This is a genomic window from Bacteroides acidifaciens (assembly GCF_903181435.1).
GTDB lineage: Bacteria > Bacteroidota > Bacteroidia > Bacteroidales > Bacteroidaceae > Bacteroides.
In genome coordinates, this window is record NZ_CAEUHO010000006.1 from 16,361 (window position 1) to 37,550 (window position 21,190).

The 21,190-nt window shown below is 37.6% G+C and carries 20 protein-coding genes; 10 read left to right on the forward strand and 10 right to left on the reverse strand.

Annotated features, from left to right (window positions below; translation table 11 throughout):
* Positions 1–115 precede the first annotated feature (115 nt).
* Together CLIN57ABFB40_RS19600 and CLIN57ABFB40_RS19605 are read right to left on the reverse strand one after the other, a co-directional pair.
* The gene (locus CLIN57ABFB40_RS19600; RefSeq protein WP_052484764.1) at positions 116–679 is read right to left on the reverse strand and encodes an RteC domain-containing protein; all 564 of its coding nucleotides are present in this window, start codon (positions 677–679) and stop codon (positions 116–118) included.
* Between the two features lie 178 nt (positions 680–857).
* Complete coding sequence (locus tag CLIN57ABFB40_RS19605) at positions 858–3,176, reverse strand: TonB-dependent receptor (RefSeq protein ID WP_175631582.1); 2,319 nt, start codon at positions 3,174–3,176, stop codon at positions 858–860.
* Positions 3,177–3,518: 342 nt separating this feature from the next.
* On the opposite strand from CLIN57ABFB40_RS19605, the gene CLIN57ABFB40_RS19610 reads away from it, so the two are divergent.
* Positions 3,519–4,808, forward strand: a complete 1,290-nt coding sequence (locus CLIN57ABFB40_RS19610; protein WP_175631583.1) for an IS1380 family transposase — start codon at positions 3,519–3,521, stop codon at positions 4,806–4,808.
* Between the two features lie 1,038 nt (positions 4,809–5,846).
* Here CLIN57ABFB40_RS19610 and CLIN57ABFB40_RS19615 read toward each other — a convergent pair.
* From CLIN57ABFB40_RS19615 to CLIN57ABFB40_RS19650, 8 genes are all read right to left on the reverse strand, one after another.
* Entirely contained in the window at positions 5,847–6,539 is a 693-nt protein-coding gene (locus CLIN57ABFB40_RS19615) for a hypothetical protein (RefSeq protein WP_175631584.1), read from the reverse strand.
* A 190-nt stretch (positions 6,540–6,729) separates the two neighbouring features.
* Positions 6,730–8,001, reverse strand: coding sequence for a Y-family DNA polymerase (locus tag CLIN57ABFB40_RS19620; RefSeq protein ID WP_175631585.1), 1,272 nt, complete (start codon positions 7,999–8,001; stop codon positions 6,730–6,732).
* Positions 7,998–8,447, reverse strand: coding sequence for a LexA family protein (locus tag CLIN57ABFB40_RS19625; RefSeq protein ID WP_175631586.1), 450 nt, complete (start codon positions 8,445–8,447; stop codon positions 7,998–8,000). Before CLIN57ABFB40_RS19625 ends, CLIN57ABFB40_RS19620 begins: the two co-directional genes overlap by 4 nt.
* Complete coding sequence (locus CLIN57ABFB40_RS19630) at positions 8,444–8,728, reverse strand: hypothetical protein (protein WP_118419697.1); 285 nt, start codon at positions 8,726–8,728, stop codon at positions 8,444–8,446. Before CLIN57ABFB40_RS19630 ends, CLIN57ABFB40_RS19625 begins: the two co-directional genes overlap by 4 nt.
* Positions 8,729–8,855: 127 nt before the next feature.
* Complete coding sequence (locus CLIN57ABFB40_RS19635) at positions 8,856–9,143, reverse strand: HU family DNA-binding protein (RefSeq protein ID WP_175631587.1); 288 nt, start codon at positions 9,141–9,143, stop codon at positions 8,856–8,858.
* Positions 9,144–9,199: 56 nt separating this feature from the next.
* The gene (locus CLIN57ABFB40_RS19640) at positions 9,200–10,030 is read right to left on the reverse strand and encodes a hypothetical protein (RefSeq protein WP_175631588.1); all 831 of its coding nucleotides are present in this window, start codon (positions 10,028–10,030) and stop codon (positions 9,200–9,202) included.
* Between the two features lie 134 nt (positions 10,031–10,164).
* Complete coding sequence (locus tag CLIN57ABFB40_RS19645; protein WP_175631589.1) at positions 10,165–11,562, reverse strand: relaxase/mobilization nuclease domain-containing protein; 1,398 nt, start codon at positions 11,560–11,562, stop codon at positions 10,165–10,167.
* A gap of 1 nt (position 11,563) precedes the next feature.
* Entirely contained in the window at positions 11,564–11,872 is a 309-nt protein-coding gene (locus tag CLIN57ABFB40_RS19650; RefSeq protein ID WP_175631611.1) for a plasmid mobilization protein, read from the reverse strand.
* Positions 11,873–12,374: 502 nt separating this feature from the next.
* Here CLIN57ABFB40_RS19650 and CLIN57ABFB40_RS19655 point away from each other — a divergent pair.
* From CLIN57ABFB40_RS19655 to CLIN57ABFB40_RS19695, 9 genes are all read left to right on the forward strand, one after another.
* Positions 12,375–13,067, forward strand: a complete 693-nt coding sequence (locus CLIN57ABFB40_RS19655) for a ParA family protein (RefSeq protein ID WP_118419693.1) — start codon at positions 12,375–12,377, stop codon at positions 13,065–13,067.
* A gap of 1 nt (position 13,068) precedes the next feature.
* Complete coding sequence (locus CLIN57ABFB40_RS19660) at positions 13,069–13,527, forward strand: DUF3408 domain-containing protein (protein ID WP_117893523.1); 459 nt, start codon at positions 13,069–13,071, stop codon at positions 13,525–13,527.
* Positions 13,528–14,375: 848 nt separating this feature from the next.
* Positions 14,376–15,560, forward strand: a complete 1,185-nt coding sequence (locus tag CLIN57ABFB40_RS19665) for a hypothetical protein (protein WP_254871855.1) — start codon at positions 14,376–14,378, stop codon at positions 15,558–15,560.
* A 274-nt stretch (positions 15,561–15,834) separates the two neighbouring features.
* The gene (locus CLIN57ABFB40_RS19670) at positions 15,835–16,392 is read left to right on the forward strand and encodes a Crp/Fnr family transcriptional regulator (protein WP_175631590.1); all 558 of its coding nucleotides are present in this window, start codon (positions 15,835–15,837) and stop codon (positions 16,390–16,392) included.
* A gap of 303 nt (positions 16,393–16,695) precedes the next feature.
* On the forward strand, positions 16,696–17,271 hold the full coding sequence (locus tag CLIN57ABFB40_RS19675) for a hypothetical protein (RefSeq protein WP_175631591.1): 576 nt from the start codon (positions 16,696–16,698) through the stop codon (positions 17,269–17,271).
* Positions 17,272–17,276: 5 nt separating this feature from the next.
* Entirely contained in the window at positions 17,277–17,492 is a 216-nt protein-coding gene (locus CLIN57ABFB40_RS19680; RefSeq protein ID WP_175631592.1) for a hypothetical protein, read from the forward strand.
* On the forward strand, positions 17,489–17,854 hold the full coding sequence (locus CLIN57ABFB40_RS19685; RefSeq protein ID WP_175631593.1) for a hypothetical protein: 366 nt from the start codon (positions 17,489–17,491) through the stop codon (positions 17,852–17,854). Before CLIN57ABFB40_RS19680 ends, CLIN57ABFB40_RS19685 begins: the two co-directional genes overlap by 4 nt.
* Positions 17,855–17,873: 19 nt before the next feature.
* The gene (locus tag CLIN57ABFB40_RS19690) at positions 17,874–18,215 is read left to right on the forward strand and encodes a hypothetical protein (RefSeq protein ID WP_117893505.1); all 342 of its coding nucleotides are present in this window, start codon (positions 17,874–17,876) and stop codon (positions 18,213–18,215) included.
* A 313-nt stretch (positions 18,216–18,528) separates the two neighbouring features.
* Entirely contained in the window at positions 18,529–21,135 is a 2,607-nt protein-coding gene (locus tag CLIN57ABFB40_RS19695; RefSeq protein WP_175631594.1) for a TraG family conjugative transposon ATPase, read from the forward strand.
* The last annotated feature ends 55 nt before the right edge of the window (positions 21,136–21,190 follow it).

Genomic DNA, 21,190 nt, shown 5'->3' on the forward strand with positions numbered 1-21,190 from the left:
TGAATCTGCGTATTACCTCAAGTCGCATCGTGGGGTAAGGGGATGGTGGCTACATATTGATGTTGTGCTGTTGCTTTTTACTGAAAGCTGCTACTAACGACTCATAAATCTACCCTTAATCGTGTATTGGATGATAGTTGCGGATTTTAGGATTCAGATAAATTCGCAACATTTCGTTTGCTACTATTTTTGCAACTTTAAAATCGCAAATCGTAGAAAAATTAGGGTCTCTTTCAAAATAAAATGTTTCCATTGTCATTTGAATATCTTGTTTTCCTCTCAGAAAAAAGTACTTATCCAAATGCGTACTTCCCGAACGGTAGTATTTATAGAAATCAATGTTCTTATTGTAGAAATTCTCTAACTGATTCAGTTCATTGATGAAATAATTTTTCAGCACACAATCTTGTCCGTTGGGGCGCATCATTTCGATGTTATACACTTTCCTGTAATAGATTAGTTTACTAAAAAACTTGGGTTTTATTATCTTGAAAAAGAATATTTCATCCATTTCACTTTTGAACTTATAAAACGAAACTATTTCTTTCAATTCCGAGAACCCCTGTTCCAACAGCAATATTATTTGAGGAATATCTTTAATCCTGTCATTTAAATCGAGTTCATGCATCCTGATTTGATGTTCTAATTTTTCTGCAATGTTTTTTATCTTATCTTTCATTTTTATTGATTTTGAGTAAAAAAAAGGATGATATCGTCAGTTGACGACACACAAAGGCGTTCACTGAATTCCGATAGGATTCAGTGAACGCGAAGCAACAACATGTCGCTGAAAGATAATTAGTGATAGATTTGCCAGAAATACATAATACAGAATTTGTTGAAATCAACACCTAATCTTACTTATAACTTCCTTTGATTCCGTAGTCGGTATCCTGATTATTCAGCGATTTAGTACCGACAAGATGAGTTTTTCCGAAATTAAAATTCCAAGTGAGCGTGGCAACGAGAATTCGGGATGCATCGCTAAAACTTTCTCTTCGGAAAGGCGCTTGTGCATTTTTGTTTTCCATAATGGTTCGGGAAACATTCTTAAACGGATTGAACGCACCTATGCCAAAAGAAAAATTAGTCGCATTGTACCGGATAGCCAAGTAGTGATAATTACCATCCTTTATGACGGTTTCGCCGTATAACCTTTCGTCAAAAGGCTGTAGCTGGCCTATCAGCATCCATTTCTTATACATTGCCAAAACATCTGCCCTGTAATAAAAATTAGAATGGGTATGGGAATAGTTGTTCCCACGACTGTCAAAGTGGTTGAAGCCTCCTGTAACCGAAAATTGCAGGAAGTTTTTTATCATCCCTACTTTCAATGTTATCTCCGCATTATACTTATTCCAATCTTTCATGTTTTCGGGCATTGTCAGGAACACATTTCCATGTTCTCTTTTCGATTCCATGATAGGATTGTGTTTGTAGTGATGATGCAGGCTTGCATTGAAAGCGAACAACCCTTTTCTGTTTTCGTAATATAAATTATTATTCAGATTCAGGTACGGTTGAAGCAACAGATTCCCTTTCTCGGCAAGATACGAGTCAAGACGGATTTCCGTGTCGGCCAACTCCATCAGGGTTGGATTCGTTTGACTCATCTCCGCATCATACCGGATAAAAGAATTATCACTGAACCGATAGCCAACCATCGCTTTGGGTAAGAAATGGTAATAGCTTTTGGTAACAGATACATTGGAAAAATGCAGGCGATTCAGGCGAAGTCCCAAGCTATAGCTGAATTTGCCCTTACTATAAAACCACTCTGCAAAAACCGACGATTCCGCCTGATTCAAATCCGATTTGAATTCCTCGCCCTGATTAATTGTCTGCTCTGTAAACGACTGAATATGTTTTATCCCGAATTTCAAATTTCCATGGGCAAATCCTTTTTCGTATATGCCTTCGGCAATCAGTGAATATTTATCGGAAAACAGTTCCGAACGTTCGCTGAAAAGAGTATCAACATCGTTGTATTCGCAGTAATTCCGCGAAGATGCTGCGTTCGCATAACTCCCCACCACATTAGCATATATTTTCTGATTTTTGGGTAAACCATACTGGTAATACAAGTCGATGGTAGGAACATTAATTTTTTGCTGACTTCCGTCAAAAATCAACCCTTTGTCCGTGCCATTCTCTTTTAGAAAACTGTTGAAATCGTTGTGAGGCTGATTGCTCAGATTATATTTCAACTTGGCATTGAAAAAAGCCGAATCGCTCTGCTGATAGTTGTATGTCAGCGAAAAATCATGCATTTGGTACGAATAATCACCTCCGGCACTGATTTCTTCCCTCAATATAGGGGATGAATTTTCAAACTGATAACTACCTGTGCGATTTCTGTTATTCGTGTTGATGCGTTGAAACGCTGCGGTGTAGTTCAAAGCATATTCCGATTTTCCTTTGTTGAATTTGGCAAAGAAAACATCGCCCCCTGCAAGGATATTCAGCGAGTTCATCAAATCCACACCAACAACACCGCCTTTATCATCCCTTACTACCACGTAGTTGATAACTTTGGAAGCATGTCCGTATCGGATACCTGCATAATCCGAATATTCTATCCGCTTGATTTGGCGGGGTTGCAAGGTCTGAATTTCTTCCGGCGTGGTATTTACGCCGTTAATCTGCAAAATGACTTTCCCGCCGTCGGATGATGAAATCGTATTCAGCATCGGATTGATGTTCAAGCCGGGAAGCATCATTGTATTCAGCAATTGCATTCCGTTGGCAGAATGGCTGATTTGCAATTTTGTCGGGAACACAATCCGTTGGTTAATCTTGTTTATTGTGGAAGAAGCAGAAATCACCACTTCCCCAAGTAACAAAACATTTTCATTCAAATACACATCTATTTGTGCTGATTCCGTCAGATTCTGTATCAAAATCCGCTTTGTTTCAAATCCTAAACAGGATACTGACAGCACATAATTATCTGTGGGAAGATTTTCAAATTCAAATCTTCCGATAGTGTCTGTCGTTGTTCCTTTCAAAAAGACTGAATCTTGTTTGAATAGAACGACATTAGCAAACTCAACAGGTGTTTGCGTATTTTGTTGAAGTACTCTTCCTGAAACATGAGTCGATTGTCCGGACACACTTAGGCCGGAATACAGGAAAAATACGATAAGATATAATAATCGAGCTTTATTAAAGTCCATACTTGTTTTCTTATAATGGGTTACGGATACAGATATAGCATCTGCATCATAAACCTCATGAATAAATTATAATAGAAATTTTCCCCTCAAAAAGAGTTGAAGGTGATAAGAAAACTGAGATTAGGATTCCCAGTATAGACTATGCACGGATTCTAAAAATACGTGCTATTGAACAACGAATGCTCGACATGATTTGTTTTTTGTTCCTTAATTCCGCAACACTATAATTTAACTTTATTTATAAGTTCCTGAGCAACAAAAAGTTGCTCAGGATTTTGCCATGTCAGAATTTTCACTTATCTTAGTGTTGCAAATCAAAACAAGCGTAAATCGTAACAAGACATGGCAAAGGTACAAATAAAATCTGAAAAACTCACACCTTTTGGAGGAATTTTTTCAATCATGGAGCAATTTGACTCCATGCTTTCACCTATTATCGACCAGACACTTGGTCAGAGATGCAGCAGTATCATCGGATATCAGTACAGCGAAATTATTCGTTCTCTGATGAGCGTGTACTTCTGTGGCGGTTCATGCGTGGAAAATGTAACATCGCATCTGATGCGTCATCTCTCGTATCATCCGACCTTGCGCACATGCAGCTCTGATACCATCCTCAGAGCCATCAAGGAACTGACACAGGAAAACATCTCATATACTTCCGATAAGGGCAAGACCTATGATTTCAATACGGCAGACAAGCTCAACGCCTTGCTTATAAAAGCCTTGGTTTCCACTGGTGAACTGAATGAGGTGGAAACCTACGATGTTGATTTCGACCATCAGTTCCTTGAAACAGAGAAGTATGATGCAAAACCGACATACAAGAAGTTCCTCGGCTACAGACCTGGCGTATATGTCATCGGTGACATGATTGTCTATGTCGAGAACAGCGATGGCAACACAAATGTGCGCTTTTATCAGGCTGAGACCCACAAGAGATTCTTTGCCCTACTGGAAGCCAACAGCATCCGTGTGAATCGCTTCAGAGCCGACTGTGGTTCGTGCTCGAAGGAAATTGTCAGTGAGATAGAGAAGCATTGCACGCACTTCTACATCCGCGCCAACAGATGCAGTTCGCTCTACGATGACTTGTTTTCACTGAGGGGATGGAAGACGGAGGAAATCAACGGCATCCAGTTTGAACTCAATTCCATTCTTGTTGAGAAATGGGAAGGCAAGTGCTATCGTCTTGTCATTCAGAGACAAAAGCGCATGGATGGAGAGCTTGACTTGTGGGAAGGTGAATACACCTACAGATGCATTCTTACCAACGATTATGACTCATCAACAAGAGACATCGTCGAATTTTACAACAAGCGTGGGGGCAAAGAGCGTATATTCGATGATATGAACAACGGATTCGGCTGGAACAGGCTCCCCAAGTCATTCATGGCGGAGAATACTGTCTTTCTTCTGCTTACTGCATTGATACACAATTTCTACAAGACCATCATGAGCAGGCTTGACACCAAGGCTTTTGGGCTCAAGAAAACGAGTCGCATAAAGGCTTTTGTCTTCAGATTCATCTCCGTACCTGCCAAGTGGATCATGACTGCAAGGCAATACGTGCTGAATATCTACACAGAGAACCGAGCTTATGCAAAACCCTTCAAAACAGAATTCGGATAAGAATCCTTTCTTTCCGGTTTGAATCTGCGTATTACCTCAAGTCGCATCGTGGGGTAAGGGGATGGTGGCTACATATTGATGTTGTGCTGTTGCTTTTTACTGAAAGCTGCTACTAACGACTCATAAATCTACCCTTAATCGTGTATTGGATGATAGTTGCGGATTTTAGGCATAAAAGAAACAGCAATCTTTTTTCTGGCCGTGAGGTCCGAGTTTTTCAAAAGATAACTCTTAAGAGCATCCATAAATGGATGCTCTTATTATTTAATATGCATGTTCTAAAACAGAATAGGACAAAGTACAAACAATACAAATTATCCGTATATTTGAGCAAGACAATATAAAACTGTTTTGACTTGAACAGTTAAATGAAATAGCTCTAATGATGCAAGATAACCGTGAGGTTAAAAGTGTCATGCAAGCCCTCAAATGAGGGCTTGTTTTATTTTTTAATAATACCTATATTTGTGATGTAGGATAAAGACAGTATTCCTTTTAAACAATCCTTCTCGGGTGTGCTTGATATCCTATGCCCTCTTGATTATAATAGGGCTTTAGTTCTAAGTTCAGGCTCACGATATATCAAGAATCAGCTGTTAGGAATGAAACATGTCATAGAGGTCAAATAACAATAATTGAAGTGATATTAAATAGTAAGATGAATATCTAAAAATCGACAGAAAAAGTATGACAAATAAAAAACATACGGAGAATAAAGACTGAAATAGAACAAATATTATAACAAATACAGTCTTAAAAGGAAAGATAATCAATAAATAAATTTGAATTCTAACGTAATATATTTACATTTGTGGAAAGGACTTAATGCCTTTAAATGCCAAAAGACTTCTTATGTCTGTGAAGATAAAAGATGTCTAAATACAATTTATAAGATGAAAAGAGAGGAACCTTTTAGTCTACGAAGACCGATAAGAAATTCCTCTCTTTTTAATTTAAGTACAAGAAAAAACTTTATAAAATTAGCGACCGTAATAAGGAACCATCCTTTTTTCTGTATGAATCTAAATGATAACTATATCATTTTACAATTTCAATATCTAACCCTTGAACATCCAATACTTTACTAAAGAAATCTTTTATCTGTGCTTCTGTTTGCAAATTTATAAGCATAGGATTTATTATAAAATTCGCATAAGATTGTACAATACTTTCGTTTTGAGGCATAAATAAAACCATACAGCAGAATTTATCAAAGCTATAAATAAACAAGCAGGGGGCTTTTAATTTATCATAGTGGAAAACATCATCACAAGAAAGTAAAGAGGTAGCCGCTAACTTAAGAGAACCAGAATAAGAATTTATCCTCATAGGTATGCTCTTATATATCCTTTCAGTAATATTATCATTGGTTATGCTATCACCCAGGAATGCACTTATGAAAGGACGTAGATCTTCAACCTTAAAGAGCGTATAATTAGAATTAAGATCACAAGAAGATAAATTATCAATGACCTTTATAATTTCTGTATTGTTTGTAGAATAATTTATATATGTTGAATCTTTAGCTAAAAGGCATAAGTTCTGTATTATATCTAAACTCTTCTGAATAAGAAAATTAGCATTGACTTTTATATAAATAGCTGTAGGTCCGTCTGCACTGCCTATTATACCAATTGAATTAGCCTCACTATTCTTATAAGTTTTACAACTGATGAATGTAAATGAAAGCAGGAATAGCATAAGCTTTCCGATAAACCTTTTTGTTTTCATAATACTTAAATTAATAGTTCTATATTAATTCAAATTTTCTGCACTTGATTATAATTCTAAGCAGCTAATATTACAAATATAGTGTTTATAAATGAAAATAGAAACACATGACAAATCTTTAGGCAATAAATAAGTAAGTTCTAATATTCAGCAATTTATAATATTAAACAGAGTGCATTGATTAAAAAGTTTACTTTACGATAATGACATCATCAAGGTTGGTGGTGTACTGTTTGCTTATGTGTTCGCATTTGAGGTGCCACGACTTGTCTGTGGTACCCTGGACAGCTACCTTAATGGTATTGTGGCCGTTCTTGCGGTTGATGGCATCTATGGCAGCGGCCAGACGTGACTGCTTCTCACGGTCAATGGTATCGAAAAGGTTTGTCTGGATGGCAGAATCAGGAACTATGTTCCAGACAATGACACCGGCTTTCTTGTACTGGTAACCGCCCTCTTTGCGGAAATCCATGCGAAGTGCCCGGACTGCAGTGCTCACAAGTTCCTGAAGGTCGTTGGTCGGTACCTGCAGGTGGATAGTGCGGTTGATACAGTGCTGCGGAAGATCCAGACGGAAACGGCTGGTATAGGCGAAGACAGTTATTTCCGTGCAGCAGCTGTGCTGCATGCGGAGCTTGCGCACACATTCGGAAGAAAAGTTGGCTACAGCTTCCTCTAAGCTGGAGAGTTCGGACAGACCGGAGTCAGGGAAACTTCGGCTGGTACAGATACTCTTCTTCTGCGGCAGTTCCTCGACATCGATACAAGATTCACCGCGAAGCTCCTTCCAAGTACGTACACCGGTTATTGTAAGCAATTTTCGCACAAAACTCTCGCTTTTCTGAGTGAAATCTAAGGCGGTATTTATACCGTAATAGCGAAGCTTATCCAAGCTCCGATGGCCGATCCCCCAAACATCGCCAATTTCGAAGCCTTGCAGAGCCTTGATACGCTTTTCCTCAGAATCAATCATGCATACACCCTGATATCCCTTGTATTTCTTTCCGTAGCGGCTTGCCACCTTCGCCAGAGTCTTTGTCGGTGCAATGCCCATTGTAACAGGGATGCCTGTACCCTTGCCGATGGTCTTTACAATCTTCCGGCCGTAGGAAACCAGCTTCTCCCCTTCTCCGAAACCGGAGAGATCCAGGAACGCTTCATCTATAGAATATTGTGTCAGTTCGGGTGTGAACTCGGACAGCAGCATCATTACCCGGCGGCTCATGTCACCATACAGATTGTAGTTGGAACTGAAAACAGCCACATTGTTTGCCTCCAAGATGTCACGGATCTGATAGAGAGGTGTACCCATCTTGATGCCCATCGCCTTAACTTCATTACTTCTGGCCACGACACAGCCGTCATTGTTCGAAAGGACAACGACAGGTTTGTCACGGAGCAGCGGATTGAACACGCGCTCGCATGAGCAGTAGAAGTTATTGCAATCAACAAGGGCTATCATCTGCCTTTTCTAAGCTGTCTTTTTATGTTGTAGGTAAGAACTCCCCATATCAGGAAGTTGTTCTCTTCAGTAATCTTTATGGGTGAATATTCCTCGTTGGCCGGAACGAGCCAGATACATTTCTCATTATCGTCAAAGCGCACAGTCTTCAGCGTGAACTCTCCATCGATGAAAGCCACAACGATGTCACCGTCCTGAGGTTCCAGGGCCTTGTCTATGACCAGCAGGTCGCCGTCATCTATACCGCAGCCCTTCATGGAATCTCCGGAAGCACGGGCATAGAAGGTAGTAGCCGGATGGCGTATGAGTTCCCGGTTCAGGTCTATGCTGTCAGTCATGTAGTCCTGAGCCGGAGAAGGAAATCCAGCTCTCACACCCTGATCTGCAAACGGCAATGGCAGTTCGCTGCTCAGGTCGGCAGAGTACATGGTAAGTTTTACGCTCATCCCAGTAATCCTTTCTCCAGCATTTCTTTACGAAGAAGTTCTTTCTCAACCTCAGTCATATCAGCCAGTTTTAATCTGTGGGGATTCTGTCTCTGATAAGCCTTAACATCTTCAATTACATTCTGGAAGTCATACAGAAACTCGCGAGAAGCGCCATGCCTTCTGTAGATTTCAATGGCTGCCTGCAGAACTTCTACCGTACAGGTATCGTCACCTTGAAATACAGTTGCCGGTATTTGATTTACGACGCATTTTCGTAATAAAGCAAGTTGATCTTTCATATTTTGATTATGTTACAAATTCAAAAATAACATAGAATAATTTAGTTGTGTAATTTTATCCTAATCATACACCCTCTACAGATAGTTGTGATACAGATAAATGGATAGTTGTGTAAAACCGTCCCTATTAAATATTTTTCAATTTACTTATAGAAGCAACAAACTCTTTGGCAGGTTTGAAAGCTGGTATATCATGTTCCGGCACAATTAATGTAGTGTTTCTGGAAATATTGCGAGCGGTTTTCTCTGCCCTATGCTTCAGGATAAAGCTGCCGAAGCCTCTTAAAAAGACAGGTTCCTGATTTGCCAATGAAGATTTTACTTCAGACATGAATGCCTCTACTACTGTTAATGCTGTTGCGTAATCAATGCCAGTAGAATAAGATATTTGTTTAACCAATTCAGATTTTGTCATATAGCTATTTATAAAGGTTTATAATAAATGCATTAAAATGGGCACAAAGATAATAATTAGGAAGCATCAGATTTCAATAATGACAATTTTAAAGAGCCATCACACAACAAATCATAGTATAAGTAAAGCAACGGTTTTAAATAAGAACGGATAGCAGGAACCTGCAAATATATTTTCTTATTTACCATAACACACGAAAGCTTTTCATAACCGTTAGGGATATGCTTATTAAGCTGAGAGATAAAATTAATAATCTTTTGAGGAGTAGGCCAGTTCAAGAACTGAATGGTCACATTCATATCATCATAACAAACAGATAATTTATAAGAAAGATCTTGTGATGTAACGAAAGAAGAAATAAAAAGCAGAGCCTCTAAATAATTGCTACCAGCCATTACTATTATATCTCTATCACAAGATATTTTGGACAAAACATAATCAATCAGCAAAGTTGAAGATGAAGCAAGTAAATACCCTGTTGAGTCTGGATCACCGGATTTATCCAAACCAAAGAACAAGATAGGATTCCAGCAGATATATACAGAACCAGACTTATCTGTGCGTATTGAAGCCAGGCACTGATTATCGTCAAATAAAAGTCTTGTAGTTCCCTTAACAGGATCAAATTGAAAAAGGTTACGATAGGCATCAAGCCCTGATTTATCCTGATGTATAGATTTGAGCAAATAGCCATGCAGTCCAGATACATGCTTTAGTTTCACATTTGTTTCTTTTGACGAAACATCAAACAAATAATCTATTATTTGTTGTCTGCTGCAATGAACAGGCAAGGAAAACTCTTCGCAATCTTCCATTTCTTCTAAATTAACCTTCAGTAATTCAGCCAGCATAATAACCGAAATATCCGTAAAACCGTATAATTCCATACAGCAAATTACGTTATTTTCATTACAGTAAATGACATAACCCCTATTGTTGATTCTATAAAGGCGAAAAAAATCACCATACTCTACTGGAGTATATTCTTTGAAAAGCGACTGGAAATTCATATTTGATATTTTTAAAGTGACAAATCATTATTTTTATGTTTCTTTTTCCGTTTCAAAGGAGGAAGATCATCTTCTCTATTTTTCCTGCTACCGCCGGTAATATCAATATCCGGTATAAAAGGAAGAGCAGAATGTGACATATACTCATTATCGCGTTCTAAAGACTCTCGCCACTCCCCTACTCTGTGAATCGTGTTGTCATGCAACAACGGTTCATTGGAGAAATGACTCTGAATATTAGCATAGGTAAATTTGCGAGATATATCGGATGCCTTAAATTCAAATGGAATATCTGTATCCATGACAGAATAAGTAAGTCCATATATGCCTTTACTATTCACATGTTCCTTTATACCGATACCAGATTCTTTCAATAAACGCTTAAATTCATCATAAGAATCTGATTTATCCAGTATCAGATTCAGCTTATTGAACAGGTAATGTATCTGTTCATCGTATGACATTGACTTTGCATCAAAGTTCATATATCCATATCTGAATTTCTGAGGCAAGGATGTATCCTTAATATAAAATGAATCCTCGGACAGGCCATAAACATAATAGGACTTGTCTTTCTTACTTGTAAGACGCATATACACTCCTTCCTTCTGCAAATTGGCTCTGAACTCCTGAAAGGTGGTACTTGAAGCAAAAGCTTTATCAAGTCTGGATAAAAGATCATCCTTATATAAGGATTTCAGGAAGCCACCTTTTTTAAGGATAGAAAGAATTGAATCATATTCATGATTGCCAAGAACTGACATCCATTCTTCATTGCTCAGCTTTGATTTTTGTAATCTGTCGCCAAGCAGTTCTGCTGCACCTGAAGAAGATAAAATCTGCATCACCCTTTCTTTAACAGAATAATTTCTGAGTGCTTTCTTCAAAGCATTATCAAAATAGTAGCGCTGTCCGGATATTGAGGATAATCGTTCTTTAGTTCTTTCGTTTGCTTTAAGGCTGACAAGATTATATTTCTTTTCAAGTTCCCGTGCTAACTTTTCAGAGCGTTTGTAATCCAAAGAATTTGATACGGATTTACCTTCTGAATCTATGCGACTGTGTAATATATGGACATGAGAGTGTTCCTTGTCCTTATTTAAAATAATGGAGTAACAACAGTTCCCATAACCCATCTTCTCCATATATTCCTTAGAGAGATTAATCCAATTAGCCTCAGACAATCTTTCACCTGGAGAAAGATTCAAGGTGATTTCAGAATAGGGTAATTTCACCCTGTCATTAAGCGAAGAGAAAAGAAACATATAATCAGAAAAAGAAGATAAAGAATCACCCGTAGAGTTAAATAATTCTTTTGCTTCACCAGAAGAAATCTTCTCCAACTGATAATCTATTTTTCTGCTTAATGTTGACATGGATGAAAAAGCCGGTTCAATTTTAGCAATCATATCAAACAAGTTTTTTTGTTATTACTGATAGCATATTTAAAATATCGTGTAGTTCTTGAAGATAAAGTTTAATATTATCTTCATGAGGAATCAGATTAATTTGTTTCGCTATCTGATTGATATTGTTCCCTATTCTCTTTAATTCTATAACGGTTTGAATATCAGTTTTAGTAACTAATTTATCATTAATAACTAATTCTCTTATAATTTGAGCAATAGTTTTACCTCTTTCTTGAGCCATTTTACTCAACTTTTCCTTCTCCTCAAAAGTTAGTCTTAACTCTAAACGAGCTGTTCTTTTCTCATTCATGAAATTATATTATTATAATGAACAAAGTGAGTTATAAACATCAACTCGGTTGATGCAAGGTGTTTTTGTACGTACAAAAACATACCTTGCGTGTACTAAAGTAATCAAGATAATTATGATAAGCAATAAACCCCGGGGATTTTATTGATTTAATTAATCTGGATTAAAAAATCAAGGACAAAATAAGTAATTATGCAACAAACGTAAATATATAACAGAATAACATATGTTACATATATACAATATTACATACGTTTATTAGTTACATCATTACTTTGTATCATTAGTAACAATGTAATATTGTAACATTGTAACATTATTACTTACTTACTTTATAACATATTTTCTTATGTTATAAATATCTTAATATAGTATATATGTTATTTATTAATATCTTACGTTAGGAATAAATATCTTACTTTTTCAAGTAATAAATAATGTGATTTCTTGCATAAGTAATTTATAAAGTATATATTTGCAAAAGAACATAATTTAATAGCATATGGGAAAAAAATTACCTGGTATTACTTTAGCTTTTGAGAACCCCAAAGGTGGGGTAGGAAAGTCAACCCTTACTGCGTTATTTGCCGGTTACGTACACTCAATGGGCGAGGATGGCATTAATATTGGGGTTGTAGATATAGACGACATGCAGAATACAATGGGAAGGCTACGTCAGTCAGAAAGTGATGAAAGCAATAACCTGAAGGAAGAATATGAAGTAATGAATATATCTTCTTCAGAGTTTATCAATCAGCTTGATATGCTGAAGCAAAGTTTTGATGTCATATTAGTAGACTTCCCAGGCAACCTGAAACAAAACGGCGTTATAGAGGCTTTACATTTCATAGACATCGTAATCATGCCTTTTGAACCAAACAATACGGATTTAAGCGCAACACTATATTTCTACGATAATGTGTATAAAAATATAATAAAGGCAAGAAAAGAAAATGGCTTAAAGACAACTGTAAGAGGTGTAATGAATAGGGTAATGACGAATGTCATTGAGTTCAAAGAGTTAGTCAGTAAAAAGGAAAACCTTCCTTTCCAGCTCATGGAAAGCTTTATAAAAGATTCAAGAGTAGATTATCAGAGGAACTTGTCAACGTTGAGCAGTAATTACCATCATCCGTGTGACCAGTTTTGTGAGGAAGTTATAGAATTAATCAGCAAACATATAGAGGAGGAGTAACATGGGAAACAAAACAACTTCAATCGGCATGAGCAAGCTCTTGGCTAATGCATCCAAGATGGAAAAGGAAATAAAGGAAACAGAAAACGTGGCTCCTACAATAACTGTGGAAGCAGAGCAGACAAAACAGAATGGCGAAGAGCAACCACAGGAAGTAAAAGAAGTTATCAAACCTGAAGAAAACGTACTTTCGGAAAAAAAGAACAAGGACGAACAGGAGGATAAGGAAAAGAACAAGTCTTGCAATCGAAAGGAAGAGTACAGTTTATTATTCCAGGAAAGGAAAATAAAAGAAGTGGAGATGATCCGCATATCAAAAGAAACACATGCCAAACTGAAAAGACTTGCCAATGTATCTGATGTAAGTATGCACGTATTGGCAACTAATATTCTGGAAATTGCATTTGAAAAATACAATAAAGAAATTCAAGCAGCAGTAAAGAAATATATGAGTTTATAGTATTTTGAATCTGTTACAGAATCAAAAGCCAGGTAATGGGTAAAGCAGGAGTATAAGAATCCTGTTTTACCCGTTTTTTTTAACTTAAACATAACCGCACATGTCATAGATGAACATATGAGGTAGCATAAACTGATGATTATATAACCCGGACGCTTTTGCACAACTATTAGTGAAATCTGGGGTAAGTGGGACACTTTTACACAACTGCGGGAAAGTGCCCCTAATTTTTGTATCGCCAAAGCAGAATAGTTAATATATGTAAATAATTTAGCATTTAACCCGATAATATTTTTCCGAAAGTATGTTTACACAAGTCGAAGCATTTCTTTATTTAGGTTTTTAGGGTATTATGAATTTGTGGGACACTTTTACACATCTGGCAAAAACAGAAAAACCGTAGATACCGCTTGGGGAAAGGCTTTCGGGGAATAAACGCAAAACTAAGAATGGGACACTTTTACACAACTGGCTTCAAAGCCGGGACACTTTTACACATCTGGGAGAAGCAACTGGGACACTTTTACACATCTGAGAGAAGCAACTGGGACACTTTTACACATCTGAGAGAAGTAATCAGGACACTTTTACACATCTGAGAGAAGTAATCAGGACACTTTTACACATCTGGGAAGGCATAAAACCATCGTTTTAGGACGGTTTTACACAACTAATGGAAATACTTTGAATAAAAGCCAGGTAAAAACTTTATGTTAATTTTTGTAACTGCCCCTTTTGTGGCATAATTTTTATTGTACGAATAGAAAAGAGCAACTGGGACACTTTTACACATCTGGACGAATGATTTATTTCATTATTAGCTATTTAGTGTATAAATAATACACTAAATGAATAGAAAATCGCTATATTTGCAAACAAACGGTAAAATTATGGTTGAAACAGAACAATACAAAGAACTCAGCAGGGTACCACGAACACTAAGCGAACCCAATAATGGTGCTAATCTTGATTTATTAATTGAATCAGGAGGAACAATCATGCATGATATCATAATTTTTGCCGCTAACACGCAAATGAAGGATCTGTTCGGCGACATGTGGTTTTCAATTGAAGACTTCTGCACGGTTATGGGGTATGACAGGACAAAACTCCAGCGCAAGTTGACCGAAGAACAGAAAGCAAAAACATTTGGCCAGTTAACGCCTATTTATAAAACTGAATATGAGGGTGAACAGATAGAACATCCTATAGAGACATTTTTTGAGTCTGCCTTATTCAGTTTAGGTAAGAATACACTCAGTGTTGGCTATACTGTAAATGGAGTAACTAAATTCAAATTTATCCCTATTTTAGAAAGCTTCGACATCAAGGACAATTTTGGGACAAAGAAAAGGACGAAGCGATTGTATAAGGTAAATCTTAGTAAAGATTTGAAGAATATGATGTTCACCGGATATAATCTGATAGACCTTAAGGACTATAGATGTCTGCCAAACAAAAGGGCATACAGGAAATTCTATCTGAATTTGTCCAAAATGATTTTACTTATAAAACATAAGATACAACAAGGTCAGGAACCAGAGTTTACATTGACAGTAGATGAATTGGCCAAGCACTTCGATATAAACATAGCAAACAACCATGACCGCAAGAAAAAAGTGATTGCAACATTAAATGCAATAAACAAGAATCTGACACAAACAAAATTTGAATACGAGTTTGTAAAAAAGGAAAATGAAAAGTGGGCCTATAGCGTAAAATTCAGATTTTCAGAGGAAACCCTCAAATATTTTGATGAAAAAGCAAAAGCAATAATTACCGCAAAATATTATGAAGGGCTCAAAGATGCCTTCTTAAGAAAAAAAGGCGTACAGGTATATGAGACCTATAAATATAGAGATTGTTTCATATTCGGCAGCGGAAGCTTCAATGAGGAATTTACTGAGTGGGCATACAGCGATGTTGATATGGAATTAAAAAACGAGATATATAGAAATATATATATCCACGTTTTGAAGATGCCACCAAAAGAAAATTGTATTGTTAATATGGCAGATATTAGGCCATTTTAGGCAATAAATGAATATTTTTTAATAACTTTGCAACGGATTTCTATGTAAAAGTGGAAATCCGTTTTTTACATACGTACAGCTGCCAAACGGAAGAGTGGTGTCAGAAGTTAAACTATAAAGCAGCTGCGAACCCGTACCGAATAATACGGCGCGGGGAAGCAGTGCTTTATAAGGGCGACACCACTCCCTCGTTTGGCACGGCGGAACCGTGCCTTTATATATATTTATGGCACCTAGACAAATAACTAAACTCATTGAAGAAACCATCGAGAAGATGGAACTTCAAGAACACATCCGTTTTACGCAAGAAGAAAAAATCTATTTTGAGGAAAATTTTGAACCTTTTCATTTGAAAAAGGGACATTATCTGATTACCAAAGATGAATTGGTTGAGCATTTCTACTATTTGGAAGAAGGAATCCTGAACATCTGCTTCCCTGACTCTAAGGGTGGCTTTGTTAATACACGATTTATAGATGACAGGGCATTCATAAACCCTTTTTTCCTGCATAATCCGGAGCACAAAGCCTGTTACAGTATCAAAGCCAATACAAACTGTAAGGTGTGGCGAATGAAAAAGCACAAAGCTTATGAGATGTTCGGAGAATCTTTCAATTTCTGTAAGCTGGCTATTTTTCACCTTGAAAAATCTCTTATGCACAGAATAGAAAGAGAAGAAGGAATACACTGCATGACTGCCGACCAAAGATATGAAAAGGTATTAAATAAAGAAAAATGGCTTTTTAAAAATGTTCCGTTAAAGGAAATAGCAAGGTACATCGGAATAACACCACAGGCTCTCAGTAAAGCCAGAAAAAAGATCTTCAGATAGCTTATAAAAGGACAGGATACTTTTACACAACTAGTATCCTGTCTTTTTTTTGTGCTTGTAATTATATGTTTTACATCATAACAAAAAATGAAACTAGATTAATAAAACAGCATGTCGCTGAAATTAAAATATCTTTTTATTTGCAGTTTTGCATATTATCTATATGTTTGGACAGAATCAATTGAATTTCCTGACACAATGAGCAGGACTTGATACAATTACTAAATTAGGATATGATAAAACATAAAAATAATAAACTGGATAATATTAACTTTAAAAATAGAAAGCACTATGTACAGCAACATGAAAATCGTAATACTGATTCTCCTCCTGTTTACTGGAGGCAGTGTGATTAAAGCACAGAGACACTACAAGAGGATTTCAGCTTTAGAAGGTAGTTATGGTACCAATATATTCGGAAAAGCTGATAACATGGCAAATATATCATTCTCAAAATACATTGACAGAACGTCCTACTGGAAAGCCGGATTGAATTATTTTGAAAAGAGTTTCGATTATTCAGTCAATACTGAAGCAACCCAGCCTTTAGGCATAATGCCGGTAATGCAGAACCAGCAAAGGAAAGAAACAGCCCGGAACTGGTTTGTAAACGGCAGTTATAACCGAACAATAGCCAGTAACCTTAAATCAATCTACTGGAATATAGGTGTAGGATGTTTTCTGGGCACAGAATATACCAGACATCCATCAAAAGAGTATCAATTTATCGTTGGTCCGGAAATAGGGACCGAAATAGAACTTTTCATATTGCCAAAGCTCGCATTCACCGTCGGAATAAAAGAAATGTGGAGTCCGTTGTCTGTAAAGAACTGGAACACCGTATGGAATGCGGGATTGAAGATTCTCCTTTATAAATAAAAATCATGTTACTTATTGTCTTATTGCAAGCCAGTACAGATGTATCCGGCCTGATATCGTTGTACCGTGAAGTAGGTGCAATGCTGGTTGGTATTGGCTTTATTTGTGCAGGATTATCTGTACTTAAAAAGCTGATAACCAATCATGAAAAAACAAAGGAAGCTATTATTACCTATGTAATAGCGTTGGTTGTCTGGCTATTAATATGGTCGTTGATATGAGCATAGCAGATGTTATTATACTTATTGTCATCTCTCTTGGTATCTATCATTTTCTGACTAAAAGAAAAGTCCCGAAAGACGGGCGAAGTAATGAAAAGAAACAAGTACCTAGAGTAGAGAAAGACAAAAGGGAAAATATACAGGAAAAAGCGCCGGTCATCAGGGTAATCTTTCAAGTTGAGAACACCGAGGAAGATGACCTTGCCAAGGAAATAGCGGACATGTTCTTAGATGGGAGAACTTACTATTACAGTGGGAAAAAGCCGGAAGAAACAAAAGAAAAAACGGAAGACACTGAAATGGAAAAGTTCGTAAGGTTTGAAGATGTACAATGGAATTTAATTAAAACAATACAAGTATAAACTTTAAAATTGAAGAATTATGGAAGTACTAAAGCAATTAAGAAAGAGATTTGAGAACGTAAACAACAGTGTAAGCAGGTGGGCAGTAGGTCTTATGTTTCTGTTCATGGTGGCAGCTCCGATTGAATTAGAAGCACAGAGCGGCCTTAAGATAAGCAGTCTTTCGGAAGTAACGGACACAGCCAAGGAAGGTGCTGACACAATCCTTGATGTCGCAAAATACATTCTCGCAGCCGTTTTGGGTATCGCACTGGTGTTCGTGATTTATTCTCTTGCAACAAATAATCCACATGCCAAAGAATACCTGTTAGGATGGATCATTGCAGTTGTAGTGATTATGGTTGCCTTCCTGATTATCTGAGCCATGAGAACCATGAGGAAAATAAACAAGCCTATCAAGTTTTTCGGCTTGTCATCCGGGCAATTCGGAATATTCATGCTTATAGTAGCCATCACGATTATCGTCTGCATATTCAAGCAGCTGCATCCGCTGGTCATAACGCTTCTACTCAGCGGAATAGTATTTCTGTCAGGGCTACTGTTCAACACCTTGAAAAAGGAACATAAGGCTGGGAATCCGGATTTTCTCACAGGTTTGAGTGTACGGAGCGCAACTCCCAGAAAAATAGTAGATAAAAAAAAGATTTTCAATTTCATTCTAAACTGAACAGCCAATGGTCACACTTATCATCCTAACAGCCGTTGTCATTTGTTTGTTGGCTCTTCTCATTGCAATATTGTATATGCGCAATGAAGAAGTGCAAGTAACAGACAAGGCCACAGATCTGGCAGACATATTGCCTATACAGACCATCACCCAGGATGCAATCATCAATGGGAACGGTGACATCACAGTAGGGTACAGAATGCTTCTTCCTGAAGTGTTCACACTTTCGGAAAAAGAAGCAGAATATATCCATGAGAGACTTGAAGCTCTCTTGAAGATGCTTCCGGCCGGAACTGTCATACATCAGCAGATTTTTTATTATACCGGAGAGTATAACAATCAGGAATATTCAAACAATGCTCTGATAGCAGAGAACAACCGGCATTTTGACGGCAAGGAGATTCTGAACAGTTATACTAATCTGTATCTTACATTTACCAATGGGAAAAAGAACGGCAAGATAAGAAAAAGTGCGACCAACACATCACTGTTAAGAAGATTACATTACCCGTTTAAGCAGCCATATAGGGATTATGAGAGACGAATGACAGAGATGGAAGCATCGCTTCTTAATTTTGAGAATGGTCTGGCATCTATCCAGCAATTCGAAATCAGGAAAATGAACAGCAAAGAGTTGAACAATGCTGTTTATGATTACATCAATCTATCTTATGATACACCTGTAGAAGATGCAACGGAAAAGGTTGTGAATCCGATGGCCATCACACAGAACGGTGAAATGAAAATCGGCCAGCAGTATGTATCGATGTTATCACTGACAATCGAGGGGGAGCATCTGCATGAACTCTCCGTTCCTCACACCGGTAAAGCACGTTCATACGGTGGAAACATTGAAATACCGGACAGTATCAAGAGCAAGTGCTCGATGTTATACCCCGTAGGTCTCGGATTGCCTTTTAATCATATCGTCAATGTGGTCATCGAGATTACAGATCCTGATGCGACAGTAACAGCAATAGGAGCAGAGAAGGATGCCTTGAACTACATCACCAACTTTTATCCCCCTGCAGCAGAGAAGCAGAAGGAACAAAGATTGTTCTGTGAAGAGATTACGAAATTTGACTATCAGACCGCTTACACTTCGTTCAATGTCATTCTTAATGATACGGACAAGACTTCACTGATGCGTAAGATAGCCCTTGTACAGCAAGGATTCTCCTTCATGAACCAAAGCAGCTGTTATGTTGAAAACGCAGAGTTGTGTAATCTGTTTTTTACGAACATACCCGGTAACGCCAGGGCAAATTACAGAGGTTTCATCAATACAACCAAACAGGCAATCTGCTATCTGCAAAAAGAAGGTATGTATGTTTCAGATACGAAAGGGCACATATACAATGACCGTTTCGGAACACCGGTCAAGATAAATCTTTGGGATTATCCGACATTGAATAACAAGAACAGGATAGTTATCGGGCCGTCAGGTTCCGGAAAATCTTTCTGGCTTAACAATTACATTCTGCAAAGCTATGAGCTGGGTAGAGACATCATGATCATCGACATCGGTGGTTCATACCGTTCTATGATAGCATTGAATGGAGGGAAATATTTTGATTCTACAGAACAGAAGAAATTTGCCTTCAATCCATTTCTATGTGACCGTGACAAGAACGGTAAGTATCTCTATATCGACACAACGGACGCAGAATCAGCGGATGACCAGATAAAGACTATCGTAGCCATAATAAGCTATATCTGGAAGGCCAGGGAACAGATGATGCCGGCTGAGACGGCGATTCTTAGAAAATCCATCATCGGCTTTTATGACTATGTAAACAATTCTTCAGTAGGTCAGAATAATGAAAGAATCTTTCCTGATATGAAAGCATATAGAAAATATCTTCAGGAAGTTTTCAAAAACACAATGAGTGATTTTGAAAAGCAGAAATTCGAGATTGAAGAGCTTATTCTTCTGCTGGAACCATATACAGACGGTGAACTCAGTTTCCTGCTCAACGCAAAGGAAAACGTGGATATTGTCCATGACAAGCTCATCGCATTTGACATGGAAGATGCGTCAAAGAAGGAATACTTTCCGCTAGTGGCCATCATTACCCTTCAGATGATTGTCGATAAGATTAAGAAACGACAGGGTATGATGAAGGAACTGATTATCGATGAAGCCTTGGATTTCCTTCAGGATGAAAAGTTCGGAGACTTCATAGCCTATCTGTACCGTACATTCAGAAAGAAAGAGGGAAGCATCACTCTGGCAGCACAGAATATCCTTTTCCTGAAGAACATGCCTTCAGGAATAAAGGATTCAATTATCATCAACTGTGCTACAAAGATAATCCTGGATCACTCGGAGCACCGCCAGAACCTGCCGGAAATCCAGTCTGTCTTGTCCATCAATGACGAAGAAATCTATATGATAGAGTCATTGCAAAGGACAGACCGCTGGAGGGAGTTCTTCATCAAGATGTCCAATGATGCATTCATTTTCAGAAATGAGGTATCAGATTTTGCAGCGGTAGCATTTGACTCAAAACAATCAACCGTAGTCAGGATTAAGCAATTATTCAAAGAAACAGGCTCGACCTATACGGCCATAAACTTATATCTGGAAGAAAGGAGAAAGCAATATGGATGATGCAACAGCAGGATTAACGGAGTTGTTAAACTACAGCACTGACATGAACACGAGC